This is a genomic window from Agrococcus versicolor (assembly GCF_039531815.1).
Taxonomy (GTDB): domain Bacteria; phylum Actinomycetota; class Actinomycetes; order Actinomycetales; family Microbacteriaceae; genus Agrococcus; species Agrococcus versicolor.
Map to the genome: position 1 here is coordinate 215,084 of NZ_BAAAQT010000008.1, position 15,758 is coordinate 230,841.

The 15,758-nt window shown below is 65.3% G+C and carries 9 protein-coding genes; 5 read left to right on the forward strand and 4 right to left on the reverse strand.

Annotated features, from left to right (window positions below; all coding sequences use genetic code 11):
- Positions 1–12: 12 nt before the first annotated feature.
- The 4 genes from ABD249_RS13435 to ABD249_RS13450 all read right to left on the reverse strand — a co-directional run bounded on the left by ABD249_RS13435 (position 13) and on the right by ABD249_RS13450 (position 8,103).
- Positions 13–654: a DUF4391 domain-containing protein gene (locus ABD249_RS13435; RefSeq protein ID WP_344344395.1), complete on the reverse strand. Its 642-nt coding sequence runs from the start codon at positions 652–654 to the stop codon at positions 13–15.
- A complete protein-coding gene (locus tag ABD249_RS13440) occupies positions 651–3,914 on the reverse strand; it encodes a helicase-related protein (RefSeq protein WP_344344397.1) in 3,264 nt (1,087 codons plus the stop codon). Before ABD249_RS13440 ends, ABD249_RS13435 begins: the two co-directional genes overlap by 4 nt.
- 169 nt (positions 3,915–4,083) lie before the next feature.
- Positions 4,084–5,220 (reverse strand): DUF3320 domain-containing protein, encoded by a 1,137-nt coding sequence (locus tag ABD249_RS13445; protein ID WP_344344399.1) that lies wholly within the window; start codon positions 5,218–5,220, stop codon positions 4,084–4,086.
- A 99-nt stretch (positions 5,221–5,319) separates the two neighbouring features.
- The gene (locus tag ABD249_RS13450) at positions 5,320–8,103 is read right to left on the reverse strand and encodes a sigma-70 family RNA polymerase sigma factor (RefSeq protein WP_344344401.1); all 2,784 of its coding nucleotides are present in this window, start codon (positions 8,101–8,103) and stop codon (positions 5,320–5,322) included.
- Positions 8,104–8,245: 142 nt separating this feature from the next.
- Here ABD249_RS13450 and ABD249_RS13455 point away from each other — a divergent pair, with 142 nt between their 5' ends.
- From ABD249_RS13455 to ABD249_RS13475, 5 genes are all read left to right on the forward strand, one after another.
- Positions 8,246–9,460 (forward strand): hypothetical protein, encoded by a 1,215-nt coding sequence (locus tag ABD249_RS13455; RefSeq protein ID WP_344344403.1) that lies wholly within the window; start codon positions 8,246–8,248, stop codon positions 9,458–9,460.
- Positions 9,457–10,254, forward strand: coding sequence for a hypothetical protein (locus ABD249_RS13460; protein ID WP_344344405.1), 798 nt, complete (start codon positions 9,457–9,459; stop codon positions 10,252–10,254). The genes ABD249_RS13455 and ABD249_RS13460 overlap by 4 nt, the downstream gene beginning before the upstream one ends.
- Before the next feature lie 257 nt (positions 10,255–10,511).
- Positions 10,512–10,985, forward strand: coding sequence for a hypothetical protein (locus tag ABD249_RS13465; protein WP_344344407.1), 474 nt, complete (start codon positions 10,512–10,514; stop codon positions 10,983–10,985).
- 16 nt (positions 10,986–11,001) lie between these two features.
- Positions 11,002–14,550 carry a TM0106 family RecB-like putative nuclease gene (locus tag ABD249_RS13470; RefSeq protein ID WP_344344409.1) on the forward strand — a complete coding sequence of 1,183 codons (3,549 nt, stop codon included), beginning with the start codon at positions 11,002–11,004 and terminating at the stop codon, positions 14,548–14,550.
- Positions 14,547–15,722, forward strand: coding sequence for a TRAFAC clade GTPase domain-containing protein (locus ABD249_RS13475; RefSeq protein ID WP_344344411.1), 1,176 nt, complete (start codon positions 14,547–14,549; stop codon positions 15,720–15,722). Before ABD249_RS13470 ends, ABD249_RS13475 begins: the two co-directional genes overlap by 4 nt.
- The last annotated feature ends 36 nt before the right edge of the window (positions 15,723–15,758 follow it).

The following is a 15,758-nucleotide window of genomic DNA, read 5'->3' on the forward strand; positions in this document are numbered from 1 at the left end:
ATCCGTCGGCGTTCACTTCTCGTCTTCCTCCATCAGTGTTGCAAGTTCCACACGCGCGGCAACTAGTTCTCGTCGGGATGCCATCTGGCGATTGAGTTGCAGCGCACTGCGCACACGCCTCTCGAGCATCGCGATTCGACGGCTAAGGGCATCGATCCGGACCAACCGCCGCTGCAGGTCCTCAGCGTTCTCACCTCGACGGGCTGCAAGCGGCATGAGGCTGAGGCGCAGAGCATCGACGAGTGAAGCGAGGTCAATCGCAACGGGCAGCGCAGTTCTCGTTCCGTCCAGGGCATCAGGATCTGCACTCAACAAGGTCCGTCTCGGATCCTCGTTGAGCATCGCGGTCATAATCCCCACGTCCGAGATGACCTCGAAGACGACAGGCTCAGGTACTGCACGGGCGATGGCCTCAAGGACTGAAGGATGCACCCGCTCACCCTTGGCGCGAACCGCGATGACCTCGATCTCGTTGATCGCTTTCGACGCGGGGAGTCCGGTCGTCCTAGGAGACAACTTGTGCGACCACCGCAACTCGCGAACCTCGTCGACGAAGCGCGCCCTCGTCCGAGTGGACACAGGACCATGCTCGTAGATCTGGGCTTTCGGGATGACCGCCCCATATTGCGACCGCGAGGGCCAGGCGTAGATCATGCCGCCTCGTCAACCACTGCGATGAAGGCGATGAGCTCGAAGTCGTCGAGGCCCGCGATCGTCTGCTCGAGCGCAGTACTCGGACCCGGGGCGAAGAGGCTGGCAATGTCCCGCTCGTCCGTGACCTCGATCATCGATCGAATCGCGTCCGTAAGGAGGCCGTTGTACTTCGACATCTCAGCGCCGTCACGCGTTGCCTCGTTGAAGAGTCGACAGACGCTCCAGATCGGCTCGGTTGCATCCTTCGCTCCGAGCCGCACCAGATCGAGCAGATGCCTGACCTGGGTATGGTCGGCGATAACAGAGCCGTCATCGCCGAGGTACACGAGGTAGTACGGATGCAGGCGGTTGCCGCGGTTGAGGTGCTCGTCGGCGTTGACGTTTCGCAGGGCGAAGATGACACCGGGAAAGAGGCCCTGCCCGGGCCGAGAGGGCACCACGGCGTGGATGCCCTTCGGCGAAGACGCGATGTCTCCAAATCGCTCCTTCAAGGCGAGGAGGTCCATTCTGAAGTCATTCAAACCCAAGTCAGTGATGGAGATCCCGGCTCGAACGTCCTCGAGCTCGATTACCTCGTCCTGAAGCTTTCGGAGCTGTTCCTTGCGGAACTCGGCATCTTTGCTCTGAGGCATGAGCAGATTGTCGTCGCCGGTGGCCACCACATTCGCAATCATCATGCGGTTCTCGACGCGCTCTTTGAGGTTGATATACTCGTCGAGCGTAATCGCCGGCCAGAAGTTTACCATCTGAATTCGCTCATTCGATGAACCGATGCGGTCGATGCGACCGAAGCGTTGGATGATTCGAACTGGGTTCCAGTGGATGTCGTAATTGACCAGATAATCGCAATCTTGAAGATTCTGACCCTCACTGATGCAATCCGTTGCAATCAGCAGATCAATCTCTCGCGTCTCGTCGGGCAGGATCACGTGCAGGCGCTTCGACTGAGGCGAGAACAGCGACAGAGTGCGCTGGAAATCGAATCCGGCCCCAAGCGACGTCGTGGGACTGCCCTGCCCCGTGACGAGGGCGGCCTCGACCGAAGCCTTTCGCGCGAGCGGTGCGAGCTCCCGATAGAGGTACTTCGCGGTGTCCGCGAATGCCGAGAAGACCAGCATCTTTCGGTTGCCCTCGTTTAGCGGCGCCGAGAGCTTCTCGGCGAGGAGGCGTTTGAGCTCCTGGAGCTTCGTGTCGTGCTCGGGCGTCACCAGCCTGACGCCTGCAAGCAGTCGCTCGATGACGGCCATGTCGCCTTCAAGGTCTCGACGCCAGCTCTCGACGTCCATGTCGGCAAGATCGACTTTGACCTTGCCGCCGACGGCGGCGATCGGTACCTCGAAGTCGTCATCCTCGGCGTCAACGTCGCGGAGTTCTCTCCCTAGGTCATTCGCCGCAGTCACGCCTGCGTCGAGGTCAGCGAGCGCTTCGCCGACTCCGTGGGCCATTCGCTCGAGCGTCAGCCTGAATGACTCGATTGAGCTCTCTAGTCGCTTCAGCAGGTTGACGGTCATGAGCTGCTTCACACCGGACTCGCGCCCCACCGCGCCGATGGTTGCACCCCCATCGCGCGCGGTTGCAGCTGCTCCAGCATTGCCGTACAGCTCCTCGTACTTGCCGCGACGGCTCTCGAAAACGTAAGAGAGCGGTGCGTAGACGGCCATGGTCAGCTCGGCGAGTGCGTCGAAGATCGCATTGAACGATGGGGCACCGGCGACGTCAGACAGTTCGGGTCGCAAGGACACCGGCGCAAGGCGCTGGGGGAATGCACCGACCTCGCTCGTGTCATAGAAGGCTTGGATGTGCTTCCGAGATCGCGCGATCGTGACCGCGTCCAGGAGCTCGAAGAAGTCGAAGTCGAGCAGACCAAGGATGGCCTCGGCGGTGCGTTGCTGCCCCGGCAGCTGCGTCCACTCGTTGAAGGCGCGCTGCGCCTGGCGGAAGACCTCTTCGACGCTTGTCGAGAGACGCACCTTCGATCCGAGGGCCTGGGACTCGCCCTCGTAGGCGAGTGCAAGCTGATTGCGAAGATCCGTGAAGCGATTGTTCACCGGCGTCGCCGAGAGCATCAAGACCTTGGTCTTGACGCCCGCCTGGATGACTCTTCGCATGAGCCGCTGATAACGGGTCTCGCGCTCTTCGAGGTAGTCAGCGTTCCGGAAATTGTGAGATTCGTCGATGACGACCAGATCGAAGTTTCCCCAGGCGACCTGATCCAGAGGAATCCCGAAGGCATTGCCGCGATCACGTGAGAGATCGGTGTGCGCAAGGACCTTGTAGTTGAAACGATCCTTGGCGAAAAGGTTAGTCACGATCGGCTGGTTGTAGGTGAGCCAGTTGTCGCAGAGCTTTTTTGGAGCAAGCACGAGCACGGACTTGTTTCGCAGCTCGTAGTACTTCACGACAGCCAGGGCCGTGAATGTCTTCCCCAGGCCGACGGAGTCCGCCAATATACAACCGTTGTAAGTTTCGAGCTTGTTTATGATGCCGATAGCTGCATCGCGCTGGAAATCGTAGAGAGCCTTCCAGATCTCGGTGTCTTGATAGCCCGTGCGATCGTTCGGTAGCACGTCCTCGCTAAGGTCGTTGAGAAAACTCGAGAAGACGTTGAAGAGAATGAGGAAGTAGACGCGCTCAGGTGAGTTCTCCTCATAGACAGAGGCGATGTGGTCATGAACCCTCTGCGTCACATCCTCAAGTTGGTCTTCGTTGTGCCAGATCTGGTCGAAGAGCTTCAGATACATCTTCGACTCGACCGGGGACTCGTTCTTGATGACCCAGTTCGTCACACCGGGACCCTGCTCGTAGCCAAGATCCGCAGCAGTGAATCCCTGGAGCGGTTGGTACGCCGTATGTTCGCCCACGACAGCGAACGATTGCATCGGGGCTCCGGTGCGATTCGTTCGGAAGGTCACCTTCTTGCGTACCCACTCAGCGCACTCGCGAGCGATCGCGCGCTGGTTAAGCTTGTTGCGGAGGCGGATCTCGAACTCTGACCCGTAAAGGGCGGAATCGCGACGCGGATCGCTTGGAATGAAGAACTGTCGCTGCTCCGCATCGGGCTTCTGAGCAGCATTTGCTTCGCGGAACGAGGGGTGCGTGAAGATGAAGTCGAGACCCTCCACCTGCTCGAGTTCGTCCTTGAGCGCCTCGAAGGCGAATATGGAGAAGGTGGACGCCGCGATCCGCACGCGCTCGCCGGGCTGCATCTGAGCCTTGAGGTCGTCGCCGAACAGTTCGCTGACGTTGTCGATGATCGGCATCAGCGCGCCCTCCTCGCAGGCTGGGGGTCGGCATCATCCACGGGTACCCTCGCAATCATTCGCGACGCAGTGCCTGAGCGACGCCGGTGACGACATGCTAACTACCGTGCGCCCAGACCGAGCCTGGCGGTATCGGTCGTGCGAGGGCCGAGGTGCGCAATCCATCCGGCTACCCGAGCGCTTTCGAGAGGTGCGCCGCGATCGCCTTTGTGCGGCGCTTCTTGCCGAACGTCTGAAGAACTCTCCGCTCGAGCTCGGCTCGCTCGAGACTCGGCTGTTGGGCCGCAATGTACGCAGCCGCGTTGCGAATCTCGCGTGGGCTGATGCTCTGGAACTCGCGATGGACCGCGCTCGAGCTCGGCCGAAACTCCGTCCACGCCTCCGCATCGAACCCCGATGGCCAGACGAACTTGTCGTCGTCGACCGTGAGTCCGGCAGCGCGAACCTGACGGGCCAGCTGCGCGGCTCTGGCTGGGTACACCCGCGAGAGGCCGAACGAACCGGCGATGAGCTGCACGAGACGGTCGATGTGCACTGGTGCCTCGAAATCGACGATCTCGACGGCCACAGCGCGAACCTGCTCTTTCGCTGCTTTCTTCGGCAGGTCATCGAGCACCTGCAGGTCGCCAACGAGGACAGGTGTCCACGGCTCGAACGTGCTCCGTCGTGATCCGATCGTCGGGGTGGAGGAGTCATCGTCGCGCTCGATCACTGATTCCTCAGGCTCGACCGTCTCGGCGCTCGCATCGACGGGTTCGTCGACCTCGATGACGATCGGCGCAGCCGAGCTTGCCTGCGGCTGCGTGGTCGCGCCGAGCGGGGCCGCGACGGCCGCTGGCGCATGACCCGTCTCGCCGAGCACGTCCTTTGCGATCGAGTCGCGGAGTCCGATCGCCCGCGTCGCACCGTCGACGTCCTGCAACCCATCGAGGAGCCGAACGACGAAGTCGAGCGCCCTCCAGACATCGAGCGCGGTCCAGGTGTGGCCGTGGGCCCACCGGTTGCGGACGATTCGCAGCTCGTTGCCGATCGTCGAGATGAGACGCGATGGCTGATCCTCCGTCTCGAACGGGTGGCCGAGCTGCCCGAGTCGCTCGGTGAGCATGCGCAACTGCGCCTGTAGGTCGAAGGCGTCATAGTGCTTGCCGGGCTTGCCGCGGGACCGGTCGAGTTCCGTGAGGATGACGGGCCACGACAAGCCGTGGAGCACATTCGCCAGGCGGCTCGCGATGATGGGGTCGAGTCGTTCGGCGAGGAGGTCGAGGCCTTCCTGCAGAGTTCCCTTCAGCACGATTCCCGAGACCATCAGCCACGCTCCTCATCAGGGACGCGAGCGATCAGCGTCCTCAATCGTCCACTCTCCGATACGCGAGCACGCCCGGCCGCGCGAGACACGCCATTGCATTTACGCAGCATCGATCGCAGACGGCATCTCGACCGCTTCGACGACGGACTGGGCATTCACGAACCCCAACTCGCGACCCAGAGAGAGGAGCTGCTCATCCCGGCGGAGCCGAGTGAGCATCTTCCCCTCGATCTGCCGGATCCGCTCGCGGGTGACGCCGAACGCGTCGCCGATCTGATCGAGCGTGTGCCGGTAGCCGTCGTACTCGCCCATGCCGAATCGCATCTCCATGACCTGACGGTCGCGCGGCGAGAGCTGCTCGAGCGACTTGGCGACCGCGGAGGTGGTCGTTTCCTCCTCCATCCAGTCTGCGACGTTGTCCTCCGTGCCGAGGAGCACGAGCAGCGCGACGTCATCGTCCTCGCCGACAGGCATGTCGAAGGTCATCGCGTCACCGTCGGTGATGATGCGACGAACCGCGATGACATCCTTCTCCTTCCACTCCAGCGCAGCGGCGAGCTCGGAGAGGGTTGGGATGGCTCCGGTCTCCGATTCGATGCGCGCCTCGACAGTGCGCACCTGGTTGACCTTCTCGACCATGTGGACGGGCAGCCTGATCGCCCGATCGTTGTCGGCTGCCGCGCGGGAGATGGATTGACGAATCCACCACGTCGCGTAGGTGGAGAACTTGAACCCCTTCGTGGCGTCGAACTTGCGCACGGCCGCCATGAGGCCGACGTTCGCGTCTTGTACTCGGTCGAGGAACGTCGATGAGCCGATCTGCGGCATCCGCTTCGCCAGACTCACGGCAAGACGCAGGTTGCAGGAGGCGAGGATCTCCTCTGCCTCACGCCCGAGGGCGATCCGCGCTCGTAGGGCGCGCACCTCGCGGCGGATCATGCCTGCGCTCGATGTCTCGCCTGCAGCGAGACCGTCGCTGATCGCCGTGCCAAGCACGACCTCTTCATGCGCCTCGAGCAGCCGGAATCGACTGATCGAGCGCAGGTAGTCCCGGATGGCGTCGTCGGTCACGCTCGTGAGCACAGAGAGGTCGCGCCAGTCGAGCGGCCACCCTTCGGGTCGGTCGTTGGGCGTAGCGGCGACAGCGAGGTAGCCGGCCGCAGCGTCGCCTCGCTCGGGGTCGGCGCCCTCACGCACCTCTCCAGATCGCTCGATGCTCGGCTCGGGACCCGCCTCGCCGACCAATGGGACAGGCGGAAGGCCGGCCTCCTCCATCGGGATGGAGACGATCTCGACGTCTCTGTCGGGCCAGGGCTCGCTCCGCTCGTCGCCGTGAACCGCCCCGCCAGCACTTGGCGCGGCGTCGATCGGCACGATCTCGGCCAGCGGCGCTTCGACGACGACAGTGCCGAGCGCTTCGAGCAGCGCATCCACGTCGTCGGGCGCGACCCAATAATCGAGCTCAGCAGCATGCGGCGTGATCTCAGCGAGGTACTCCTCGTGGCCCGAGCCCACCTCCGGGTCCTCCACCGTGCCGATCGCGTAGACGATGACGAATCGACCGTGGCGGCCGTCCGGCTTCACTCGCACGACTCGACCGAGGCGCTGGATCATCTGGCGACGACTGCGGTTTGCCGAGAGCACGATGGCGAGGTCGGCCTCCGGCACATCGATGCCCTCGTCGAGCACGCGGGGTGCTGCGAGCAGCTGCTGCACGCCAGCGCGGAACTGCTCGAGCGCCTCCTTCCTCTCATCACGGGTGCGATCGCTGTGCACCGCGGTCGCAGTGAGGCCCTCCGCCTCGAGAAGTTCGACGGCACGCACGGCCGTCTGCCGTGTATTCGTGAACACGAGTGCCCCCTTCGCAGCCGCGACTGCGGGAGCGAGCTGCACGAGAAGCTCCTGCTTCGCCGGGTTGTCAGCGAGGATGCGTCGCCGGTCCGAGATCGCCTTCGTGAACATTCGGGCGACAGCCGTGAGCTGACCGCCTCGCGGATCGCGAGCTGCCATCTCGACGAGTCGCATGAACTCACCGAATGTCGACCAGCGCGCCGGGATCGACTGCTCGAGCGCGACCTGAAGCCGACGGATGCGGCTCGTGAGCGTCTCGTACTCCGCGCGGTCGTCACCGACGAGATCGACGCCAACGAAGTGGATGTCGAACGGTGCTATGACGCCGTCGGCGAGCGCCCGCGCGTACCCGAGGCTGAAGATGACGCCGCCGAAGTACGGGTCGAGCACCTTGCAGTGCAGGCCATCGGGTCTGGCGAACGTGGCGGTGAGACCAAGGCGCCATTCGGCCGAGCGGTCGAGTGCCTTCTGAAACGTGTCGCTGGCGTATCGGTGGCACTCGTCGGCGATGACGAGTGCCGAGCGGAAGCGGCGGCGGATCTTCCTCTGCGCGGCGGTGTGGACCACGACCACAGAGATGTCAGCATCCTCGAGCGGGCGTTGCACGCCACCGAGCAGCTCGATGCGGGCAGTCGGAAGATGCTGCTGCAGCGTGACCGCCCACTGCCCCTGCAGCTCGATCGTCGGAACGAGCACGATCACCGATCGCGCCATCGCCATCGCCTCGCGCGCGGCCGCCACGCCGATCCGAGTCTTGCCAGCGCCAGTGACCGCCTCGATGACACCGCGGCGCTCGTTCTGGTGCCACGTGTCCAGCGCCTCTCGCTGCCAGTCGTAGAGGTCGAGCCCGACGGGGTGGCGCGCGGCATCCGCCATCTCGGCCAGGATGCGGGCCAGCAGATCCTCGAGGGCGAGCCGTTCCGCGTCGAGCTGAGCTGCCTCCAGAAGCTTCTGCTCGTGCTCGGCAGCGACGAGCGCGATACGCTCCCGCAGCTCTGCGGCACCGTGTCCCATCTGGATGAGTTCGCCCATGTCTCCCGCCCCTTCGAAGGTGAGTAGACCGACATTACGGGTGACGCCTGACAGAACCTCGGGTCGGCGTGTCGGGCCGCGTACGCTGTGCCTGAATCGCGACGTCGCAACGGGCGACGCGAGGCTCGAACGAGGAGCGCATGTGGACGAGTTCGCGGAGTGGTATCCCGAGGCGCGGACCTTGTTCCCGACGCTTCGAATTGCCAGCGCTGGCCGCCGTGAACGGGCGATCCGAAGGGTCGCGAGCAGCGTCCTTCGCTCGCGCGAAGCGCATCGCGACGCTCTGCAGCATGCATTGACGGTTCTGACGGCTGCGGATCGCGATGCACTTGTCACGCGCATCCGGTCGGAGGACGTTCTCGCCGCAGCCATGACCGCGGGTCTTGACGAGAACGCCCTCGACGGCTTGCTCGGGGCCGAGCTGGCGTACGCCGCACGCGACCTCATCGGTGCGAGCGGGTACAGTGGCGCCGATCACCTCGCCCTGCTCTGGCCAGTCCGGGGAGTCGTTCGAGCCTCTAACGAGGAGGCCTTCGCGCTTGCGTACAAGCGTCAGATCCGCCTGATCGCCGACCGACCACATGGCGACTGGGGACTTCGGCTGGGTGTCTTGGTCGACCGCACGGGCCTCCAGGATCTCGACGCCAACGAGTTCACCGAATCGCCCATCAACCTGCGCCTCGAGCATGAACCGGGGAGGCGCCTCGTCATTCGCTTCGAGTTCGACGGCTCCGGCGATGACGCGGCTCGTGTTGAAACGGTGATCGAGATTGCTCACCGGCACTCAACAGAGCGACACGGCACGACATGGTTCGTTCCCCTCGATGAGCAGCCCCGACAAGCTGCCGTCGAGGCCGTTCGGCTGATCGCTGCCGTGACAGGACTCGGCGAGCATGACCTCGTCGAGCTGCTGCCCTACGACGACGACTGGCACCTCGCACGGTCCGAGCGCCTGCACCACGCCGACTGGCGCGGGATCCGTGCCTTCCCGGTCCTTGCAATCGATGAGGCGGTTCGCGACGTGACGATTGCCGCACGAGCTCGACAGCCCCTCCTGAGCGCAGAGTCGATCGGCGATCGCGTCGAACTAGGCATGGTCGTGAGCGACGGCGCGATGGAGCCGACTCGGCCGCTGCTCATCGAGCCGCATCCCGACCGCCCGTACGTCTACCGCTTCGTCCTAGATTCCGGCACCGATGCCGTCGGAAAGGAGTTGGAGATCGTCGAGACAATCGGGGAATCGGAGGATGAGGCCTTCGCGAACTGCGCGGCGGTTGGGCACGAGCCCGAGGCGCTTTGGTCCGTGCGTGCGCCGGAATCACTCCTCGAGCACGCAGAGCCAGTGAGCTCTTCATGAAGGAGCATGTCCCTTGGTTCACCCGGGTGTCGAAGCCCGCGCCACCGCGCGGACTCGACGGGGTTTCCGGAAGCGCGAGGCAACAGGTCGGTGGCGAGTGGCACTGGGATTGGGGCATCCCGCTCGTCTATCGGGCGTTGCAAGCCCCGTATACCGGATCGAGCATGCCGATCGCGCCCTCGCACCAGACGGTCGACGAAGATGCCGTCGGCTACTGGAACGCGTTGCACCACGTGCTCACGTACTCCCTGGGCTGGGCTCGGCACGATTGGGGCCTTCGCTGGTGGTACGACTCCGGGAAGCCGACCAATGACCCGCGTCTCGCCCTGGTCGATGCGATCTGGGAGTCAGACGGCCTCCTGAACCGATATCTCGGCTGGGCGCACGACAAGCCGGGCCACACCAGCGGGGTGTTCGGCAGCCGCGGAGATGACTCCGATGACGCCGAGAGGTGGAGCGGGACGATCGTCACGGAGCGTGAGGTCGGCAGCGGAGGCGACTCGCCCTGGGGAAAGCACCTGGAGGGCCACTGGAGCGGCCCGCTCGACGGAGACCCTGAACGCCGTTTGAGTCTCGACCGAGATTCGAGGCGCGCAGTGCTCATGTGCGAATCCGCGTCTGGGTGGACGACCGCGCTTCGCGAGGCTGGAGGCTCGCTGCCGGTGCATCGGAATTCGGCATGGCGCATCGACGTCGTCGTGAAGCCGATCGGCTTCCTGGGGACCTATCGGAAGTCCTGGCAGACCGGCATCTGGTTCGCGGGTGGGCACGAGCTGCACTCGAGGGGCAACTGACCTCAGGCGCCGGTCTTCGTCAGTCGGCAGTCGTGTCAGCGAAGTCGAGTACCTCGGCGCGAGACGCGAGTAGTCGCGCAGGGAGCGCTTGCGCCGTCGCCCCGGCGTAGCGGAACTCCTCATCCACGTCTGCCTCGAAAGTTCTCTGCGACGCAATGTCACCGGGACGCCATACCATGCGACCAGCGGCACCGGCCGTCTTCGAGAAGGGCAACGTCATGCATGCAGTCCCTCGCTTCGTCTTCGGCTCGACCGGGATGCGATACACCCACGAGTCTGCCTCGAGCGCCGGGATCGAGACCGACGAGAACGAGTTCGAGCTGCTTGACGCCTCGACCGCCGAGGACTTCGCCGGATGGCCTCGCGAAGCGAGCGTGCGGGAGTTTCTGACGCTCGCAGGAGTCACCGCAAGCGCCATCGACGAGTACGAGCACCTCGATGAGAGCGTCGAGGTCGGCGCGTTCCTCACCGAGCGGCTCGAGCGCTTCCCGGCTTGGGACATCCCGAGCCAGCACTTCGAGGACGGACGCCTGCACCGCCTCGCGTCCCGTGCTGACGGCGCTGCAGCCATGCTCGGCGGCGGCGGTTCGAGCATGGGCGGCTGGGATGTGCCGATCGTCGGCACGCTCGCCGCGTTCGAGCACGTCGCCGCGCACCTCGATGCCTCGGACGCCCTCCTCGAACGCGACGACGACCTCGTGCGGCGCGCACGAGCCCTGCTCTACCCCTGACGGCGAAGGAGCCGGCATGTACTTCATGGGTGAGGCGCTCGTCACGAGCGCGAGCGACCTCAAGGCGGCATCCGAGTGCGAGTACGCATTCCTACGCGGGCTCGACCGCAAGCTCGGGCGCATCGACGACCCGAAGCCGACGCCAGATGCCATGCTCGAGAGAGCGGGTCAGCTCGGCGACGTGCACGAGCGAGAGTGGCTCGAGCATCTGCGCACCCTGCATGCCGAGGGAGTCGTGGAACTGCCCAAGCCCGCCGACGCGAGGGACGCCGACGAGCTGCGAGCGCTCGCGTCGCGCACGCTCGAGGCGCTGCGGGCCGGCGTGGCGGTGGTGTTCCAGGGCGTGTTCTTCGATGAGTCCAATCCCACGCTGCCGTTCGTGGGCTTCGCGGACTTCCTGGTGCGCCAACCCGACGGCCGATACCGAGTCGTCGACACCAAGCTCGCTCGCCACGTGCGCGTGACTGCGCTGCTGCAGCTCGCCGCGTACCACGAGCAGCTCGGACGCATGGGGGTCGCGGCCGACGACCACGTCGAGCTGCGCCTCGGCGACGGGCGTGCCGAGCTTGCGCACATCGACGAGGTTGCTCCTGTCTTCCGTCGACGCACCGCGCGCATGCACGAGCTCGTCGCCGAGCATCGCCGCGCAACCGGTCCTGTCCAGTGGGGCGATGACCGCTACGCGATCGACGGCCGCTGCGACGAGTGCGCCCCGGTCGCGCAGAAGGCCGACGACGTCATCCGCGTCGCCGGGATGCTGCTCACGCAACGGGCTCGGCTCCGCGCAGTCGGCATCCGCACGGTGGCGGCCCTCGCGCAGACGTCGACGCGACCCGACGGGTGTGAGGTCCCCGAGCGCACGTACGCGAGGCTGCACCTGCAGGCCAGCCTGCAGGTGCAGGCGGCGGAGGGTGCGATTCCCGTCGAGGTCATCGATCCACGTGCCATCGCCGCCCTTCCGGCGCCCGATGCGGGCGACATCTTCTTCGACTTCGAAGGCGATCCGATGTACGTCGAACCGGGTCGTGCCGACGCGCAGCGTTGGGGTCTGGACTACCTGTTCGGGTGGGTCGATTCTGAGGGCGCCTTCGACTGTCGTTGGGCGCACGATCAAGGCGAGGAGCGGGTAGCGCTGCGGCGATTCCTCGAGTTCGTCGAGCGACGACGTGCCGACAACCCCGGCATGCACATCTACCACTACGCGTCCTACGAGAAGGCGCACCTGCTGAGCATCGCCGCGCGCCACGGTGAGGGCGAGGCGATCATCGACCAATGGCTGCGTGAGGGGCTGCTGGTCGACCTGTACACGGTGGTGCGCTCGGCGATGCGGATCGGAGTCGAGTCGTACTCGATCAAGAAGCTCGAACCTCTCTACATGGGTGAAGAGCTGCGCCGAGAGGATGGCGTGACCAACGCCGGCGATTCGATCGCGGAGTACGTGCGGGCTCGCGCCGCTCTCGGCGAGGGCAGAGAAGCCGATGCTCATCAGATCCTCGTCGACATCGCCGACTACAACGAGTACGACTGCATCTCGACGCTCCGCCTGCGCGATTGGCTCCGTTCGCGGCCCGAGGTTCAGGGGCTCGTCGTTGAAGCGCGCGATGCGGCCGCGGCACTCGATCCGTTCGACGAGAGTCAGCTCGACCTCGACCTCCGCGCCCTCGCGGACGCTTCCGACGATCCGCGTGTCGCACGCGCCTACGAGTTGGCCGCCGCAGCCATCGACTTCCACCGTCGTGAGAACAAGAGCTTCTGGTGGGCTCACTTCGACCGCCTCGTGCAGCCGCCCGAAGACTGGGAAGGCACGCGGGGGGTCTTCACCGTGACGTCGTCGGAGGTCGAGCGCTCGTGGCACAAGGAGGGCCGACAGCAGAAGCTGCGCCGCATCCTGCGGCTACGCGGGGAGTGGGCTCCGGGCTCAGGCACGCCGAAGCCCGGGGAGGGCCACGTCCTCTACCTCGAGGACGACGCCCCCGAGGTCCCACCGGACAACCAGCCCGGAGCACGCGTTCCGAGAAGCGTGACCATCCTCGATCCTGCGGAGTCCGAGGACGGTGCCCTCCGGGTCGAGGAGCTGAAGGGCAACGATCAGGAGGGTTGGAGCACCTACCCCACCCATGTCACGCCCGGCCAACCGCCCCGGCATCGCAGCCTCGTGGAAGCGATCGAGATGTGGGGCGAGCGTGTGCGAGACGCCGCTCCGGCGTGGCCCGCCGATGCCATGGCCTCGTTGCTGCTCGGAATGCCTCCTGAGACGTCGGGCGGCCTCGAGCCCATGCGCGACGCAGATGACGGCGTCCGCGCCGTCGTGGGCTCTCTCACCCGAATGGATCGCGGATACCTCGCGGTGCAAGGACCACCCGGTACAGGCAAGACGTACCTCGCCTCGCACGTGGTGAGCGAGCTCGTACGGACACATCGTTGGCATGTCGGCGTCGTTGCGCAGTCGCACAAGGTCGTGGAGAACGTGCTGGACGCGATCGTCACCGCTGGCATGGACGCGTCGCTCGTAGGCAAGGCGATCCCGAACGGCGAGTCGAGAACTCACTACGACGGTCGCAAGTTCAGCACCATCGGACCAAACGGTCACGCGACCTGGGCCAGTGACCGTGCCGACGTCGGCTATGTCCTCGGAGGGACGGTCTGGGACCTGACCAACCGCGGGCGAGTCGCGATCGAGCAGCTCGATCTGCTCGTGATCGAGGAGGCGGGCCAGTACTCGCTCGCCAACACCATCGCTGCGGCGACATCGTCCGCGCGTGTGCTCCTGCTCGGAGACCCCCAGCAGCTGCCACAGGTCACGCAGGGCTCGCACCCGGCGCCGGTCGGCGACTCCGCCTTGGGTCACGTGATCGATGGCCAAGCGGTGCTGCCCGACGACTTCGGCTACTTCCTCGCGGAGAGCCGCCGAATGGACGCAGCCATGAGCGACCCGGTGTCGAGGTTGTCCTACGACGGCCAGCTCGCGTCGCACCGAGAGACGGTCGGGCGCCGACTCGACGGCGTGACCCCGGGACTGCACGCGGTGCCGGTGGAGCACCACGGCAACTCGAACGAGTCTGCAGACGAAGCGGAACGTGTGGCGGGGATCGTCGCGCTGCACCTGGGCCTTGGGTGGATCGGCACCGCGGGCGCCGCGGCCCGCCGTCTCGTCGCCGACGACCTCATCGTCGTGACGCCCTACAACGCGCAGGTCGAGCGAATCCGCCACGCGCTCGCCGCCGAGGCCAGGCGCTCGGGGCACCCTGAGATCGCATCGGTGCAGGTGGGCACGGTCGACAAGTTCCAGGGTCGCGAGGCCGTGATCGCAATCGTGAGCCTCGCGGCCTCGAGTGCGACGGACGTGCCTCGTGGCATCGAGTTCCTCCTGTCGCGCAATCGGCTCAACGTGTCGATCTCACGCGCGAAGTGGGCCGCATACCTCGTGCACTCGCCGGCGCTGATGGACCATCTGCCGACGACGCCGGCTGGTGTCTCGACGCTGAGCCGGTTCATTCGGCTGATCGAAGAGACCGTCGAGTCACCCTCGCGACCTAGCGTCGCAACACCTACTCTGAGGGAGTGAAGTTGAGCCGCAAGCAAGAGCAGTCCATCGCAGTTTTCGGCGAGAGCGGCAGCGGCAAGACCGTGTTGCTGTCGTCGTTCTACGGCGCCGCGCAGGAGCCTGGGTACGCGAAGGACAACCTGTTCCACCTGATCGCAGACGAAGCGGGCCAGGGCGCTCGACTGCATCGGAACTACCTCGGCATGCGTGACTCAGCGCGGGTTCCGATGCCGAACCGCTTCGCTGCCACCTCCTACGGCTTCTCGTTGAAGTTCCGAACCGACGGCAACGCAAGGGTCGCGCGGGCGCGACCCTTCGACGCGATGCGCCTGGTCTGGCACGACTACCCGGGCGAGTGGTTCGACGGCCGGCCGGATTCCGACATCGAGGCGGAGCGACGGGTCGACACGTTCCGCTCTCTTCTCGGAGCCGACGTCGCGCTCATCCTCATCGACGGGCAGAAGCTGCTCGACAACGCTGGCGAGGAGGAGCGCTACCTCCGTCACGTGATGAGCAACTTCAAGAACACGCTGATCGGCCTGCGCGACGACCTGCTCGACGGAGGCAAGCCGCTCGTCGAGTTCCCGAGGATCTGGATCTTCGCGCTCTCGAAGAGCGATCTCCTCCCCGATCTCGACGTCTTCGCGTTCCGGGACCTCCTCATCGAGAAGGCTGGCCCCGACATCGACGAGCTCCGTGACGTGTTGGGGACGCTCGTAGAGGGCAAGGAGGCGCTGTCGGTCGGCGAGGACTTCACGCTCCTGTCGTCGGCGAAGTTCGGCGAGGAGCGGATCGAGCTCGGCAAGCGGGTCGGGGTCGACCTCATCCTTCCTATCGCTGCAATGCTGCCTGTGCAGCGGCACCTGCGCTGGGCCGATGGGCAGCACCTGCCGCGTAAGGTCGCTGAGCAGTTGGTCGCCGACGTGAAGCCTCTCGTTGGAGTGGTCCTTGGCGGCGCCGCGCTTCTTGCCCAGCGCCTGCCGCCTCCGTTCGGGCCAGCGGTGGCATTCGCCATCGGCCTTCTCTCCAAGGAGACGGTCGATGAGGCGCTGCGGCTTGTGGGCGACAGGCTGAAGGAAGCGAACGCGACGGCGCTGGCGAAGCACGACTACCTGCGCGCAGCTCTGACTCGATTCGGCATGGATCTCGAGAAGGGCGAGGCGGACAGGAAGCTGCTCCGCAGCCAGCGGTGAGATTCCTCTGGGCCACTCGCGGGAAGGAGTGGGGGT

Bases quoted from the DNA above. Each gene is read 5' to 3' on its own strand.
- ABD249_RS13465 (WP_344344407.1), top strand. From the start codon at position 10,512: ATGCGATACACCCACGAGTCTGCCTCGAGCGCCGGGATCGAGACCGAC.
- ABD249_RS13440 (WP_344344397.1), bottom strand. From the start codon at position 3,914: ATGCCGATCATCGACAACGTCAGCGAACTGTTCGGCGACGACCTCAAG.
- ABD249_RS13445 (WP_344344399.1), bottom strand. From the start codon at position 5,220: ATGGTCTCGGGAATCGTGCTGAAGGGAACTCTGCAGGAAGGCCTCGAC.
- ABD249_RS13470 (WP_344344409.1), top strand. From the start codon at position 11,002: ATGTACTTCATGGGTGAGGCGCTCGTCACGAGCGCGAGCGACCTCAAG.
- ABD249_RS13460 (WP_344344405.1), top strand. From the start codon at position 9,457: ATGAAGGAGCATGTCCCTTGGTTCACCCGGGTGTCGAAGCCCGCGCCA.
- ABD249_RS13435 (WP_344344395.1), bottom strand. From the start codon at position 654: ATGATCTACGCCTGGCCCTCGCGGTCGCAATATGGGGCGGTCATCCCG.
- ABD249_RS13450 (WP_344344401.1), bottom strand. From the start codon at position 8,103: ATGGGCGAACTCATCCAGATGGGACACGGTGCCGCAGAGCTGCGGGAG.